Annotated in this window: 12 protein-coding genes; 2 read left to right on the plus strand and 10 right to left on the minus strand. The window is 66.2% G+C overall.

All coding sequences use genetic code 11. The features are described 5' to 3' along the window. Nucleotides 1–66: 66 nt before the first annotated feature. The 8 genes from NFH66_RS08470 to NFH66_RS08505 all read right to left on the minus strand — a co-directional run bounded on the left by NFH66_RS08470 (nucleotide 67) and on the right by NFH66_RS08505 (nucleotide 8508). Entirely contained in the window at nucleotides 67–1125 is a 1059-nt protein-coding gene (locus tag NFH66_RS08470) for a formate dehydrogenase subunit gamma (protein WP_349609817.1), read from the minus strand. 12 nt (nucleotides 1126–1137) lie between these two features. Continuing rightward, a complete protein-coding gene (fdh3B, locus tag NFH66_RS08475) occupies nucleotides 1138–1791 on the minus strand; it encodes a formate dehydrogenase FDH3 subunit beta (protein ID WP_349609818.1) in 654 nt (217 codons plus the stop codon). 55 nt (nucleotides 1792–1846) lie between these two features. Then, entirely contained in the window at nucleotides 1847–4699 is a 2853-nt protein-coding gene (locus tag NFH66_RS08480; RefSeq protein ID WP_349609820.1) for a molybdopterin-dependent oxidoreductase, read from the minus strand. A gap of 26 nt (nucleotides 4700–4725) precedes the next feature. Then, entirely contained in the window at nucleotides 4726–4929 is a 204-nt protein-coding gene (locus tag NFH66_RS08485) for a twin-arginine translocation signal domain-containing protein (protein ID WP_349609822.1), read from the minus strand. 107 nt (nucleotides 4930–5036) lie between these two features. Further along, on the minus strand, nucleotides 5037–5687 hold the full coding sequence (locus tag NFH66_RS08490) for a TorD/DmsD family molecular chaperone (RefSeq protein ID WP_349609824.1): 651 nt from the start codon (nucleotides 5685–5687) through the stop codon (nucleotides 5037–5039). A gap of 4 nt (nucleotides 5688–5691) precedes the next feature. Beyond that, nucleotides 5692–7410 carry a 4Fe-4S dicluster domain-containing protein gene (locus NFH66_RS08495; protein WP_349609826.1) on the minus strand — a complete coding sequence of 573 codons (1719 nt, stop codon included), beginning with the start codon at nucleotides 7408–7410 and terminating at the stop codon, nucleotides 5692–5694. A gap of 55 nt (nucleotides 7411–7465) precedes the next feature. Next, a complete protein-coding gene (locus NFH66_RS08500; RefSeq protein ID WP_349609828.1) occupies nucleotides 7466–8080 on the minus strand; it encodes a DUF3306 domain-containing protein in 615 nt (204 codons plus the stop codon). Then, complete coding sequence (locus NFH66_RS08505) at nucleotides 8077–8508, minus strand: DUF3305 domain-containing protein (protein ID WP_349609830.1); 432 nt, start codon at nucleotides 8506–8508, stop codon at nucleotides 8077–8079. Before NFH66_RS08505 ends, NFH66_RS08500 begins: the two co-directional genes overlap by 4 nt. A gap of 95 nt (nucleotides 8509–8603) precedes the next feature. Here NFH66_RS08505 and NFH66_RS08510 point away from each other — a divergent pair, with 95 nt between their 5' ends. After that, nucleotides 8604–9455, plus strand: coding sequence for a formate dehydrogenase accessory sulfurtransferase FdhD (locus NFH66_RS08510; protein WP_349609832.1), 852 nt, complete (start codon nucleotides 8604–8606; stop codon nucleotides 9453–9455). Here NFH66_RS08510 and NFH66_RS08515 read toward each other — a convergent pair whose 3' ends face one another. Then, on the minus strand, nucleotides 9456–10088 hold the full coding sequence (locus NFH66_RS08515) for a helix-turn-helix domain-containing protein (RefSeq protein WP_349609834.1): 633 nt from the start codon (nucleotides 10086–10088) through the stop codon (nucleotides 9456–9458). 106 nt (nucleotides 10089–10194) lie between these two features. Beyond that, on the minus strand, nucleotides 10195–11184 hold the full coding sequence (locus NFH66_RS08520; protein WP_349609836.1) for a histone deacetylase family protein: 990 nt from the start codon (nucleotides 11182–11184) through the stop codon (nucleotides 10195–10197). 114 nt (nucleotides 11185–11298) lie between these two features. On the opposite strand from NFH66_RS08520, the gene NFH66_RS08525 reads away from it, so the two are divergent. Next, nucleotides 11299–14046, plus strand: coding sequence for a bifunctional acetate--CoA ligase family protein/GNAT family N-acetyltransferase (locus tag NFH66_RS08525; protein WP_349609838.1), 2748 nt, complete (start codon nucleotides 11299–11301; stop codon nucleotides 14044–14046). Nucleotides 14047–14122: the final 76 nt, after the last annotated feature.

Consider the following 14122-nt stretch of genomic DNA (forward strand, 5'->3'; position numbering starts at 1 on the left):
GTAGGTATCCAGAATAACAAAAGACACCGCCCGCAGGCGGTGTCGAAGGTGGCTCGATCAATCACGCTAGGCGGAGCTCTGCGGCGAGGAGCCTCCTGTCGCTCCCTTGCTGCCGGTGGCGAGCTGCTCTTCGGGCACGGCACTCTCCTTCACCTCCTCGTACCAGAGGTTGTGGTGCTCCTTGGCCCAGGTCTCGTCGACATAGCCAGTGGCCATGCCCTCGAAGGAGCCCTCGGTGCCCAGGGTGCCGATGTAGATATGGCCCAGCGCCACGGCGGTGAGGCCCAGTGCTCCGATACCATGCACCAGGTTGGCCCACTGCATGGTGTCGCGTGCCTGGCCATAGTTGGGGAAGTCCAGGACCAGGCCGCTGATGATGACCGCTACCCCGGCGGTGGCGAGCAGCCAGTACCAGACCTTCTCGCCGGCATTGGCGAAGCCTGCGTCGGGATGCCCCTTGCCGACCAGGCCGCCACCCTTGCGGAACCAGTCGATGTCATGCTTCTTCGGCAGGTTGTGCACCAGCAGCTTGGCCAGCAGGATCAGCAGCAGGATACCGAAGAGCGGCCCCAGGTAGTTGTGCACCAGCTTGGAGGCCGACACCATGGCGCCCCAGGCGCCGGCGCCGAACAGCGGGTAGAACACGTGCTTGCCGTAGAGGAGGGTGAGCCCCGACAGGGCGAGCAGGATGAACAGCGTGGCCACGCTCCAGTGCAGTGAGCGCGACACGGCGCTCCAGCGCAGCAGTTTCCTGCCCGTGCGTGGCTCATCCAGCTTCTTGCGGCCCACCATCAGGTAGAAGAGCGTGATCATCACCAGCATGCCGCCGATGACGATCAGGCCGTAGGGTGACACCCAGCGGTTGCGCCACTGCCGCCAGGTCTCGCCGCTGGCATTGACCAGGTTGTAGGTGGAGTCGAAGCGGCTGTCGCGATAGTTGGCATCGACCTCGCCGCTACGTACCTGGCGCCAGATGTCGGCGTCCACTGCCGGTACCGCGAAGGCCGCCTCGCCCTCGGGATCTGCCTGGGCCTGGGCGCTCTGGGAGAGAGCCAGCCCGAACGCCAGTATCAGCGCGAGCAGGCCCAGCCGCCAGAGCGACCGCCATTGTATGGTGTGGCTCATGGGATCACCTCCTCAGCCCTGCTGGCTGGCATCGTAGGCCAGCGAGTCGGCCGCCGAGACATCCGGCCGACCGGCGCGGGTACGCTGTTGTTCACGGCGCGGATTGCCCGACCAACCGCCATCCTTGTGGCCGCGCTGGACGACACGCTGGCGGAAGATGTCGGCGACTTCCTGGGCATCGCCGGCCAGCAGCGCCTTGGTGGAACACATCTCGGCGCACAGCGGCAGCTTGCCCTCCGCGATGCGGTTGGCGCCGTACTTCTGGAACTCCTCCTCCTTGCTCTCCGCCGGGCCGCCGGCACAGAAGGTGCACTTGTCCATCTTGCCGCGTTCGCCGAAGGCATTCTGCTGGGGGAACTGCGGGGCGCCGAAGGGGCAGGCGTAGAGGCAGTAGCCGCAGCCGATGCACAGGTCCTTGTCATGCAGCACGATGCCGTCGTCGGTCTTGTAGAAGCAGTCGGTGGGACAGACTGCCATGCAGGGCGCGTCGTCGCAGTGCATGCAGGCAACCGAGATCGAGACTTCCTCGGGTTCGCCGTCGTTGAGTGTGACGACCCGGCGGCGCTGGATGCCCCAGTCGGTCTCGTTGGCGTTCTTGCAGGCGGTGACGCAGCCGTTGCACTCGATGCAGCGCTCCGCGTCGCACATGAATTTCATCTGGGCCATAGTAGTCTCCTCGTCGCGGGGCGGGCCGGGCCCGCCCCGCGTGTTTCGTCAGGCGTCAGGCGCGCTCGATGCGGCACAAGGTGCACTTGGTTTCCTGCATCTGGGTCACCGAATCGTAGCCGTAGGTGGTGGCCGTGTTGGCCGCCTCGCCCTGTACGTAGGGGGCCGAGCCCTCGGGATAGCGGTCGTGCAGGTTCTCGCCCTGGAACATGCCACCGAAGTGGAAGGGCATGAACACCACTTCCCGCGCCACGCGGTTGGTGACCAGCGCCTTGACCCTGACGCGCCCACCTTCGGCACCCTCGACCCAGACGTCATCGCCCTCGGCGATGCCCAGGTCGTTGGCCAGCGCCGGATTGATCTCGACGAACATCTCCTGCTGCAGTTCGGCGAGCCAGGACATGGAGCGAGTCTCCTCGCCGCCGCCCTCGTACTCCACCAGGCGCCCTGTGGTCAGGATGATCGGGTAGTCCCCGGTCACATCCTGTTCCTGGATGCTCTTGTAGAGCGTCGGCAGGCGGTAGTGGGAGGCCACGTCGTCCCAGGTCGGATAATCCTCGACCAGGTCCCGGCGGCTGGTGTAGAGCGGCTCGCGGTGCTTGGGAATGGGGTCGGGGAAGGTCCAGACGTTGCAGCGCGCCTTGGCGTTGCCGAAGGGCGCACACTCGTGGGCGATGGCCACACGCTGGATGCCGCCGGAGAGGTCGGTCTTCCAGTTCTTGCCCTCGGCCTCGGCCTGTTCCTCCGCGGTCAGGTCGTCCCACCAGCCCAGGTCCTTGAGCATCTCGGCGGTGAACTCGGGGTAGCCGTCCTCGAGGTCTGAACCGGCACTGAAGGAGCCATCGGAGAGGATGCTCTGGCCGTTGTGCTCGATGCCGAAGCGGGCGCGGAAGGTGAGGCCGCCCTCGGAGACCTTCTTGCTGGTGTCGTAGAGGATCGGGGTGCCGGGGTGGCCCATCTCGGCAGTGCCCCAGCAGGGCCAGGGCAGGCCATAGTAGTCGCCGTCGACGGGGCCGCCCTCGGCCTTGAGGTCACGGAAGCTGAAGGTATGCCAATTCTGCTGGTGCGCCTTGAGTCGCTCCGGACTCTGACCGGTGTAGCCCACGGTCCACATGCCGGCATTGAACTCGCGGGTGATGTCCTCGATCACCGGCTCGGTGCCCTTGACCTCGATGTTCTTGAATAGCTGGTCGGCAAAGCCCAGCTTGCGCGAGAGCAGGTACATGATCTCGTGGTCGGGCTTGGACTCGAACAGCGGGTCGATCACCTTGTCACGCCACTGGAGCGAGCGGTTGGTGGCAGTGACGCTACCCGTGGTCTCGAACTGGGTCGCCGCCGGCAGCAGGTAGACACCATCCTGGCGGCCATGCATGACGCTCGCCACGGTGGGGTAGGGGTCGACGATGACCATCATCTCCAGCTGCTGCATGGCCTTCTGCATCTCGGGGCCGCGGGTCTGGGAGTTGACGGCGTGGCCCCAGTAGAACATCGCCTTGAGCTGGGTGCGCTGGGTAATGTTCTCGTCATCCTCCAGCACCCCGTCGATCCAACGCGACACCGTGATGCCGTTGGTATACATGGGCTGGCCGTCGGCGTACTCGGTCTGGTCGAAGCGGCCCTTGAGCCACTCGTAGTCGAGGTCCCAGACCCGAGCCCAGTGCTTCCAGGCGCCCTCGGCGAGGCCGTAGTAGCCGGGCAGCGAATGAGACATCAACCCCAGGTCAGTTGCGCCCTGGACGTTGTCGTGGCCGCGGAAGATGTTGGCCCCGCCACCGGACTTGCCGACGTTGCCAAGCGCAAGCTCCAGCGCACAATAGGCACGCGTGTTGTTGTTGCCGGTGGTGTGCTGGGTGCCGCCCATGCACCAGACCACGCAGCCCGGGCGGTTCTTCGCCAGGCGCCGTGCAGTGTCATAAACTTCCTGGCCTGGAACGCCGGTGATGCGCTCCACCTCGCTGGGCGGGTAGTTGGCCACTTCGGCGCGCACCTCGTCCATGGCATAGACGCGCTGGTCGATATACTCGCGATCCTCCCAGCCGTTTTCGAACACGTGCCATAGAATGCCCCAGATCAGGGCAACATCCGTACCTGGGCGGAAGCGAACGAACTTGTTCGCTTTGGCAGCCGTACGTGTGAAACGCGGATCGGCAACGATGATGTCGCAGTTATTCTTCTCCTTCGCCAGCAGGATATGCTGCATGGCGACCGGATGAGCCTCGGCGGGATTGGAGCCGATAAACAGGATTGACCTGGCATTCTGGAGATCGTTGAGCGAATTGGTCATCGCCCCGTAGCCCCAGGTGTTGGCCACGCCGGCCACGGTTGTGGAGTGGCAGATGCGTGCCTGGTGGTCGGTATTGTTGGTACCGGCCAGGGCAGCGAACTTGCGCATCAAGTAGGCCTGTTCGTTATTGAACTTGGCCGACCCCAGCCAGTAGATGCTGTCAGGGCCATGCTGTTCGGTAAGGTCGAGCACCTTGTTGCCGATTTCCTCGATGGCGTCCTCCCAGCTCTGGCGTTGCCACTCGCCACCCACCAGTTTCATGGGGTACTTGAGGCGTCGACTGGAGTGACCGTGCTGGCGCAGCGAGGCGCCCTTGGCGCAGTGGGCGCCGCGGTTAAAGGGGTGGTCGAAGGCCGGCTCCTGCTTGGTCCACACTCCTTCCTGCACTTCGGCGTAGACGCCGCAGCCCACCGAGCAGTGGGAGCACACGGTACGCCTGGTCTCCACCGGGGCGTCGGAATATGCCGTTTTCTCGGCCGCCTCGGCGCGGCGCATCATGGGGGTGCCCATGAAGCCGGCGGCGGCCAGGCCGCCGGTGGTCGCGCCGCTCCGCTTGAGGAACTGGCGACGGGAAATGCCCAAGCCCTGGGGCCGCTGGGACTGTGTCTTACGAGTCAGACGCATGACATCTCTCTCCTCGCTGGCGGCCGTCAATCACGCAGGGTGGCGTAGTAGGCCCGGATATGGGGAGTTTCGTGGTAGTGGCTGTCGGCCTTCGGGGGGGCGGCCTTCGCCACGTTGTCGGCCTGGGCCAGGGTCACTTGGCCCACGGCGGCAGCGGCACCCACGGCGGCGGTGCCGGCGCCCAGGGTCTTCAGGAAGCGCCGGCGCTCCGGGTTGCTTGTCGCGCGCATGGTGGTCTCCTCTTTCATGCTCTTCTCGGGATGCTCTTCACGGGATGTTCTTCTCGTTTATGTTGTGATGGCCGCCCACCGGCCTCGTTACCTGGGCTCCTGGCGGGTCAGGGCTCGATGATCCTGACGGGGGTGCGCTCTGCCTCTGCGGCCAGCTGGGTTCGCTCCCGCGAGATGAAGCACACGCCCAGCTCTCCTGTTCGAGCATAGAAGGCGTTGTCGACTCGGGCCAGATCGCCCAGACAACGCTCCGTCCATGGTGCAAGGTGCGTCATGAAGAAGGTGGCGGTTGCCGGTGAGCGGTCATCGACCAGCATGGCCATGATCTCGAGCATGGCGGCCAGGTGGTCCTCGGGATCACGGCTGGATTCGCTGCGCTCGAAGCCCAGTCGGCGCAGGTCCTCGCGCAGCGATACCAGTGCCTGGTCCATCAGTTCGCCGTTGCGGTACCAGGAGGCGTAAGGGGTGATCTCGCCCTGGATCACCCCCACCAGATGGCGGAAGTGTGCGCGCTCGAGCGTGCCCGGGTCGGCGGCGGCGGCGGCATGGCCAAGGGCCACCAGGGCCGAGGCAACCGGATCTCGGCTCTCCCCGTCCGCCCCTTCGATCTCGATGCCGGCGAGCCATGCCAGCAGCTCCCCATCGGCGGGTTCGCGCAGCAGGCGTGCCAGCAGCCGATACAGGTCTGCCCGCAGTGCCTGCTGCTCAGCCGTCGCTTCCTCCGGGGCCAGCATCTCCTGATCCATCTCCTGGCTCATGGCGTCATACCTTCAATTGGGATTCGGGGTCGCGGACCATGCTCTGGTACACATCCTTGACGCGGCAGTCCTCGCACATCTCCAGGCGCGCGGCGGCGTCGCCGGCGAAGTAGGGGTGCTCGGCCAGCTTCGCCTTGATGGTGGCGATGGTGGCCGCGGTGGCGAAGGGCTTGCCGCAGCGCGTGCAGCAGAAGGGCGCTTCCTCGTGGCGAACCTGTCGCTCGGTGCGACTCGCAGCGGCCAGGAAGCCGGGCGCCAGGCGAATGGCATCCTCGGGGCAGGCCTCGACGCACAGGCCACACTGGACGCAATCGGCTTCGCGATAGCTGAGCAGCGGGGAGTCATCACCGGTAGCCAGGGCCGGCGTGGGGCAGTTGCTGACACAGGCGAAGCAGAGTGTGCAGGCGTCGCGGTCGATCTCAAGCCCGCCATAGGCGGCACCGGGTGGCATGCGATGGCGTTGTCCGTCGGCCTTGCCGAGTGCCGTCAGGCGCGCCAGCACCTCCTCGAGGCGGTCCCGCTTGTGCTCGGCGGTGAGGGCCAGCGGTTCGTCGACGAGCGGTAGATGCACCGGACAGGCGTCGCGGGCGGCGTGGTCACCACGCTGGATGCATTGGATGCGGTCCGGCGCATGGCCCAGCGCCGCGAGAAGGGTGCGCGCCTGGACGATCTGGTCGTCGATAAAGGCTGCCAGGCTTGCGGGTAGCTCGGGATGCACCTGAATACGCACCTCGGCGGCGCCAGCGGCCAAGGCGGTGAGCCACTGGTCATGGCCGGCATTGCCAAGCTCCTCGAGCGGGACGTCGAGCACACAGCCCGCCGGCTCATCCTCGGCCTCCAGGTCGCCGGCCTCGACGAAGCGCATCACCGCTGCCTTGCCGCCGGCCTGGCGATAGGCGTCCACCCAGTTGTCCAGCGCCTCCTGTTGACGCGCCGATTCCGGCAGGCGGAACTGGATGGCGCCAGTGGGGCAGGCGCTGGAGCAGCTGCCGACACCCTGGCAGAGGTAGGGATCGATCTCGATACGCGACTCGATGCGACCCTTGTGACTGGCAATGGCGTCGGCGGGGCAGACCTCGAGGCAGCGTGTACAGCCGACATTGCCCGAGGCGGAGTGGGCGCAGAGGTCGGTGTTGATCTGGAGGTAGCGTGGCTTGTCGAACTCGCCGAGCAGCTCGGCGAACTCGTCCAGGGCCTCAGCGCACCCCGGCCCTCTCCAGGCGAGGTGGCGATAGCCGGGAGGCGGCAGCTCGAGCTCGAGAGCGGGGGTGTGACCCAGGTCGAGGATCAGGTCGGCATGGCGACGGCCGAGCAGCGCCAGCGCCAGGTCGAGCCGTGCATCCGGGCCGTGCAGGCCGATGCCGAATCGCCCCAGGTAGCCCTCGATGCGCAGCTGGCCCCGCTGGGTGGGTGTCAGGGTCTGGCAGGGTAGCCACCGGGTGTTCTCCAGCAGCGCCTCGACCTCGGCGTCGTCGAGTCCGGCGGCGTCGCTGCTGGGCTCGGTTATCAGCAGGGCGATGGCGGCAAGCCCTCGCCCCTTGAGGCGGTCCGCCGCCTGGCGCACGCTGACCTCGTCACCCAGGAGCAGGGCGTGGCCGGCACTCGCGTAGGTGACAGTGGCGGGGGTCAGGTTGACCGGCCAGGAGACACGCTTGCTGGCCGCCTCGCGGGCGCTGCGATTGGTAGCGTCGTCCACGCATACGGCGTCAATGGATGATGTCATGCAGCCTCACGGTCGTGGTATAGCGTTTATTGTCGTTATTCGTGAATAGTTAAGATCAGGATTGGCTAAATTTATTATCGCCGCCGCTGGCCTCTGCGTCTAATCGATTCTCCGCGGGCGCTTCGCGCCGCGGCCGGGCCTCGGCTATGGTGTCATCCCGGTCGTCACATTCGGCGGCGTCCGCTGGCCGGGCCTCCGCCAGGGCTTCTTGCTCCTCGGCTTCTTGCTCCTCGGCCTCCGGCGCCATCGGTGCCTCCTCGCTGGGGCGGGTCCAGCGCCGTAGCTGCTCTGCCACGTCCCGGGCCAGGGGTTTCAGCACCTCGCGATAGTTCTCGTCGTAGTCATCGAGCCCGTCGCGGACGCCGTAGTTACCGGAGGACCACAGGCAACGCAGGGCGCGCCGCCGCAGTTGGCTGCTGACACCCTGCTTGAGGTAGGCGGTAAAGTCGGCGCCGGGAGGCAGGGCGTCGGGGTCGGGCAGGGTGTGGTCGAGGCTGCCGGGCGGTGCCTCGGGCTCGGCTGCCACGTCCGGCTGCGCCTCGCCGGCGGCCGCGTTCTCGGCGTGCTCGGAAGAAGTGTGCTCGGAAGAAAGTGGCACGGGGTCCCGGTCGGGCTCGTCGGGTGCTTCGACCCCCCGTTTGCGGCGTGACCAGCGTTCGAGGCGACTCATGGCGTCATCTCCCGGGCGCGGCCGGCGCCCTTGCGCTTCTTCTTGCGCCCCTCTTCCGGCGCCTCGCCGTGGTGGGCCAGGAAGGCTTCGAGCCAGGCCTGGATCGCCACCGGCATCGCTACGTCCAGCACCTGCTGTTCGCCATCCATCCAGCTGGCGGCGACGTCCTGGCTGGCAGTGATCGCCGAGGGGACAGGAGGCTCGCCGGCATCGCCACAGCGCACGAAGAGCCGCGGGGTAGCGGAGGTCAGGTTGAAGCGATAGGCGGCGCGCTCGGTCATGGTGAGCTGCAGGGTCAGCGTCCAGGGCCCGGCGTCGCCAGGGGTCAGCTCGCGGATAACGTGACGACGCGAGACGAACCCCTTGATGTGGGTCGTTACTTCGTCCAGCGCAAGGCTTACGCTGCGGTGGTTGGTTACGGCTGTCATTGGGCGTCTCTCAACCATGGGTAAGTCCATTAAAGACTTTCAGTATCGGCAATGCCATCATGACCGGGCAATGTCTTTCCAGGAGCCCGCACCGGATGTCACCGATCAGCCTCAGCCGTGCCCGCCTGCCTGCCACCCTGGAGATCGAGGTCCTCGACGAGTATGGCGACCCGCGCCGGCAGGCGATCGCCGCCGAGCGCCCGCTGACGCTCTACCTCAACAAGCGCGAGATCGTCACCCTGATGACACTGGGCGCCGACCCCGAGGCGCTGGTGGTGGGTTACCTGCGCAATCAGGGCTTGCTCGAGCGACGCGAGGATCTGGAGGCGGTGCATGTCGACTGGGAAGTGGAGGCCGCCGCGGTGGTGACCCGGCACCTGCCCGAGGACCTCGACGAGCGCCTGGGACATCGCACCGTCACCACAGGCTGCGGCCAGGGCACGGTGTTCGGTCGCATACTGGACGCCGTGCCCCGGCACTCCCTGCCGGATACCCCGGTGCGTCAGTCGGTACTCTATGCCCTGCTCGAGAACCTGGGAGCCCATAACGAGACCTACCGCAGCGCCGGGGCGGTGCACGGCTGCGCGCTGTGCCGCCAGGAGGCAGTGCTCGACTTCGTGGAGGACGTGGGGCGCCACAATGCGGTGGATACCCTGGCGGGGCGCCAATGGCTGGGGGAGAGTGAGACCAGCGGGGCGGATATCTTCTATACCACCGGCCGGCTGACCTCGGAGATGGTGATCAAAGTGGCCCAGATGGGCATCGGGGTGCTGGTGTCGCGCTCCGGGGTGACCCAGAAGGGGGTGGAGCTGGCGGAGCGCTTCGGGGTCATGCTGGTGGCCCGGGCCAAGGGTCGCCATTTCCAGGCGATCCATGCCCACCGGCGCCTCGAGCTCGACGCCATCCCGCCTCGACGGCCCGGTGACAGGCGGCGGGAGAATGCCTGATCAGGCGGCCTCGCTGCGGGTACATACCGACAGTACCACGGCATCCTCGCTGCTGGTCGAGACCAGCGCATGGCCCATGGCGCTGTCGAAGTAGATGCTGTCACCGCTCTCCAGCCCCAGCGGCTCGTAGAACTCGGTATACAGCAGGATCTCGCCCTCCAGCACCATCAGGAACTCCTCGCCGTCGTGGCGGACCCACTCGCTGAACTCGTCGAAGTGGCGTGCCCGCACGATGGTCTTGAAGGGAATCATGCGCTTCTGGGCCAGTTCGCAGCTGAGCAGCTCGTGCTCGTAGGTTGGGGTCGGGTGCAGTTCGCCCTGGCCGCGCCGGGTCAGGTCGCGCCGCCCCGTGGTGCGTGCCTGCTGGCGAGGCGGTGAGAGCAGCTGGGGAAGGTCGATTCCCAGCCCGCCGATCAACTTCTGGACCGCGGTGAAGGTGGGGGAGATCTGGTCGTTCTCGATCTTCGACAGGGTCGAGCGTGCCAGGCCGGTGCGTTGGCTGACGTCTTCCAGCGTCCACTGGTTGGCCAGGCGGATCTCACGCAGGCGTTCGCCGAGGCGCAGCGGCTCGACGAAGGGCTTGCGTCCGGAGGCGATGCGCAGGGCGGCATCCTGATCGTTGGTTGCTGTCATGGCGCGGGTTCACTATAGGAAACAGGTTTTCCCGAGCTTATCACAACGCCACCGGGTGCCGGGTATCCCGTGCGCCGACCGATTCGTCACCCATGGTGCATGGGGATTAGCTGCGGCCGCCCGGGGCGGCGGTGGGTTCGGCGGCCTGACGGTCGGCAGCGTCATCGCTGAGCGGCAGTCCCAGTAGCGCCTTGACATGGGCATCCACACAGCGTCCCAGCGACTCCAGGTGATAGCCGCCCTCGAGTACCGATACCAGTCGCCCATCGGCATAGAGCTCGGCGATCTCCAGTGCCATCCGGGTCACCCAGTGGAAGTCCTCGTCCTCGAGGCAGAGCTCTGCCATCTCATCCTCACGGTGGGCATCGAAGCCCGAGGAGAGCAGTACCAGGTCGGGCTTGAAGCGGTGCAGGGCGGGCAGCCAGTCATCCTCGACCGCGCGGCGGAAGGTGGCGCTGTCGGTGCCGGCGGAGAGCGGCGTGTTGATGACGTTCTGCCATTCGCTGCGCAGGTAGCGCCAGGGGTAGAAGGGGAACTGGAAGCTGGTACAGACCAGCACCTCGGGGTCGTCCTTGAAGATGTCGATGGTGCCGTTGCACTGGTGGACATCGAAGTCGAGGATGGCAATGCGCCGCGCGCCGTACTTCTTGCGGGCGTAGGCGGCTCCCACCGCGACATTGTTATAGAAGCAGAACCCCATGGCATCGGTGGCTTCGGCGTGATGACCGGGCGGGCGCACCGCGCAGAAGACATTGTCGGCCTGCTGGCGAAACACCTGATCGACGCCACGGATCACCGCCCCGGCGGCGACGCGGGCCGCCTTGAGGCTGTCGGGGTTCATCATGGTGTCACTGTCGAGGGTGACGATCCCCTGTTCCGGCACGCACTTATCCAGGGCGCGCAGGTGGCGAACCGGATGGACCAGGGCGAGCTCTTCCTCGGTGGCCGGCCGCGCTTCCGACTGCATGGTCTGCTGCAGGGTGCCCGACAGGGACAGGCGGGCCCGGATCGCCTCCAGGCGCAAGGGGCTTTCCGGGTGCTCCGGCCCCATATGGTGGAGGTGGCAGTCGGGATGGGTGATATAACCGGTGATCATGGCGCTCTCCGTGCTGACTGGGATCACTTTACTTGGGCCAAGCCCTTGCCAGACAGTGTCAATAGGTCGTACACAGTAGGCATCAATTCATGCGCCAACAGCCGGGAGATTGCCTTGAGCACCCGTTTCCTCCGCCACTTCTTCGAACCTCGCACCATCGCCGTGATCGGCGCCTCGGAAAAGTCGGAATCCCTGGGGGGCATCGTCATCCGTAACCTGCTGGAGGGGGAGTTTCCCGGCACGATCTGGGCGGTGAACCCCAAGGGTTACAGCAGCGTGCATGGCCAGCCGGCCTTCTCGCGTGTCTCCCAGCTTCCCGAGGTGCCCGACCTGGCGGTGATCTGCTCACCGGTCGAGACGGTACCGGGCCGTATCGCCAGGCTAGGCAGCTTCGGCTGCCGCGCCGCTCTGGTGCTCTCCGGTGGCTCGCATCTCGACGAGGAGCGTGATGGCAAGGCCTCGATCCGCAGCCGCATGCTGGAGGCGGCCCGCGCCTCCGGCATACGGGTTCTGGGTCCCGAGTGCATGGGGCTGATCGTCCCCGGACGGCGTCTCAACGCCTCCTATGCCAACCAGGTCATCAAGCGCGGCAAGGTCGCCTATCTCGGTCAGTCGGGCATGCTGGGCACGGCGATGATCGACTGGGCGGCGGGCCGCGGGGTGGGCTTCTCCCACCTGATCACCCTGGGGGATAGCGTCGACGTGATGCTTCCCGACCTGCTGGATTACATCAACCAGTACTCGCCGACCCAGGCAATCCTGCTGCATCTCGAGAAGGTGATGGATGCCCAGCATTTCATGACCGCGCTGCGCGATGCCTCACGCAACCGTCTGGTGCTGGCGATCAAGAGCGGGCGCACCCCCGAGTCCGACCTCACCGGGCTACCGCCAACCCCGGGGATTGCCAACCGCGACCAGCTGTTCGATGCCGCCTTCTCCCGGGCCGGCGTGGTTCGCGTGCATGACTCCGACGAGCTGTTCGACGCCCTGATGACCCTGTCACGCATGAAGCCCCTGCGTGGCGACCGACTGGCGATCGTCTCCAACGGCCTGGGGCCGGCGATGCTGGCCATCGACAAGCTGATCAACGCCGGCGGCAAGCTGGCGGACTTCAGCGAGAAGACGCGTGACGCCCTGCGTAGTGGCGGCCTGGATATCAGCAAGCCCGGCGAGAACCCCGTCGACCTGGGGGGCAACGCCACGCCAGAAATGATGGTGGATGCGTTGGAGATCGTCGCCGCGGATCCCGGTGTCGATGCGGTGCTGGTGGTGCATGCCCCCACTCGCCTGGCGCCTTCCAAGGTGACTGCCCAGGCGCTGGTGGCCAACCGCAAGCGGTTCCGCCGCAACCTGTTGACCAGCTTCATGGGCCTCGAAGAGGCCTTCTCGGCTCGCCACGAATGCAACCTGGCAGGGATCCCCACCTATGTGTCGCCCGAGCAGGCGGTGAAGGCCTTCATGCACATGGTGAACTTCCAGCGCGTCCAGGCGCTATTGCAGGAGACGCCCCCGAGCCTGCCGTTCTCCACCACCCGCGAGAGTCGTGTCCGCTGCCGCAAGCTGATCGAGACGGTGAAGGCCGAGGGGCGCGAAACGTTGACCCACTCCGAGACCGCCCAGGTGCTGGAGGCCTACGGCATTCCCGTGGCGACCCGGCGCTATGTGACGACAGCGGAGGAGGGTGCCGCGGCAGCGGAGGCGTTCGAGGGCAGCATGGCCCTCAAGGTGATCCACGAGGGCAACTGCCGACCGTTCCGCTATCGCAAGCATCCTCACCGCCTCTCCGCCGGCCTGCTTCAGGACCTGAGGACGCCGCAGCAGGTAGCAGAGGGTGTCGAGTTGCTGGGCGAGAAGATCGCCGAGAAATATCCCGCCTTCGAGGTGCGTGAGTATTGCCTGCAGCCCATGCAGCGCGGCAAGCACTCCATGCAGGTGTGCGCCGGCATTACCCGCGATCCGGTGTTCGGCCCGGTGGTGGTGTTCGGCATCGGCGGCTACAAGGTCAATATCCTGGCCGACCGCCAGGTGGCGCTGCCGCCGCTCAACATGCGCCTGGCCGAGGACACCATCGAGCACACCCATGTGGCGCGCCTGATCCATGAGCACTCCCGCGACCCGCGCCGCGATATCGACAGGCTTTGCCAGCTACTGGTCAAGCTGTCGCAGATGGCCAGCGACCTGCTCGAGCTGCGTGGCCTGGAGATCAACCCGCTGCTGCTCAATCGCGATGACATGGTGGCGGTGGACTTCGCCATGGATCTCGGCCAACCGGCGCGCTTCGCGATCATGCCCTATCCCGAGGAGCTCAGGGAGTGGGTCACGCTCAATAACGGCTGGGACGTCGAGGTGCGCCCGATCCGCGCCGAGGATGCGCCGCTGATCACCAGCTTCCATGGGCAGCTCTCCGAGGAGAGCATCCGCTTCCGCTACTTCCACAACAAGGCAGACCTGACACAGCGCGACCTGTCGATGCTCTCGCATATCAACTACGACCGGCAGATGGCCTTTATCGCCGAGCACCTGCTGGAGGATGGCAGGAAGGAGATGCTGGGCGTGGTCAGGGTCTGGAACGACCCCGACAACATCCGCACCGAGTTCTCGGTCATCATCCGCGACGACCTGCAGGGCCTGGGCATCGGCAGCCTGCTGATGAACAAGATGATCAATTACTGCCGCAGCGTCGGCACCCTGGAGATGATCGGCAAGATCATGGTCGACAATCACCCCATGCGCGCGCTGATGAAGCACCTGGGCTTCAAGCAGCGCTACAACATGGAGGAGCAGGTGGTCGACGCGGTGCTGCGCCTCAATGAACCCGAGAGCGACTGGCAGCGCCACCGCCTGGAGAGCCTGCCGGACTGAGGGCTCGGGATGACTCTCGATCATGCCGCCCTGGGGTCAGGCCGCGGCGGCATCGATCCGGCGGATAGCGCGTACC

The sequence above is a fragment of the Halomonas sp. H10-9-1 genome (genome assembly GCF_040147005.1).
GTDB lineage: Bacteria > Pseudomonadota > Gammaproteobacteria > Pseudomonadales > Halomonadaceae > Halomonas.

Coding starts and splice junctions, on each gene's coding strand:
- NFH66_RS08515 (WP_349609834.1), bottom strand. CDS start 10,088: ATGACAGCAACCAACGATCAGGATGCCGCCCTGCGCATCGCCTCCGGA.
- fdh3B (WP_349609818.1), bottom strand. CDS start 1,791: ATGGCCCAGATGAAATTCATGTGCGACGCGGAGCGCTGCATCGAGTGC.
- NFH66_RS08490 (WP_349609824.1), bottom strand. CDS start 5,687: ATGAGCCAGGAGATGGATCAGGAGATGCTGGCCCCGGAGGAAGCGACG.
- NFH66_RS08470 (WP_349609817.1), bottom strand. CDS start 1,125: ATGAGCCACACCATACAATGGCGGTCGCTCTGGCGGCTGGGCCTGCTC.
- NFH66_RS08480 (WP_349609820.1), bottom strand. CDS start 4,699: ATGCGTCTGACTCGTAAGACACAGTCCCAGCGGCCCCAGGGCTTGGGC.
- NFH66_RS08500 (WP_349609828.1), bottom strand. CDS start 8,080: ATGAGTCGCCTCGAACGCTGGTCACGCCGCAAACGGGGGGTCGAAGCA.
- NFH66_RS08520 (WP_349609836.1), bottom strand. CDS start 11,184: ATGATCACCGGTTATATCACCCATCCCGACTGCCACCTCCACCATATG.
- NFH66_RS08505 (WP_349609830.1), bottom strand. CDS start 8,508: ATGACAGCCGTAACCAACCACCGCAGCGTAAGCCTTGCGCTGGACGAA.
- NFH66_RS08485 (WP_349609822.1), bottom strand. CDS start 4,929: ATGCGCGCGACAAGCAACCCGGAGCGCCGGCGCTTCCTGAAGACCCTG.
- NFH66_RS08495 (WP_349609826.1), bottom strand. CDS start 7,410: ATGACATCATCCATTGACGCCGTATGCGTGGACGACGCTACCAATCGC.
- NFH66_RS08510 (WP_349609832.1), top strand. CDS start 8,604: ATGTCACCGATCAGCCTCAGCCGTGCCCGCCTGCCTGCCACCCTGGAG.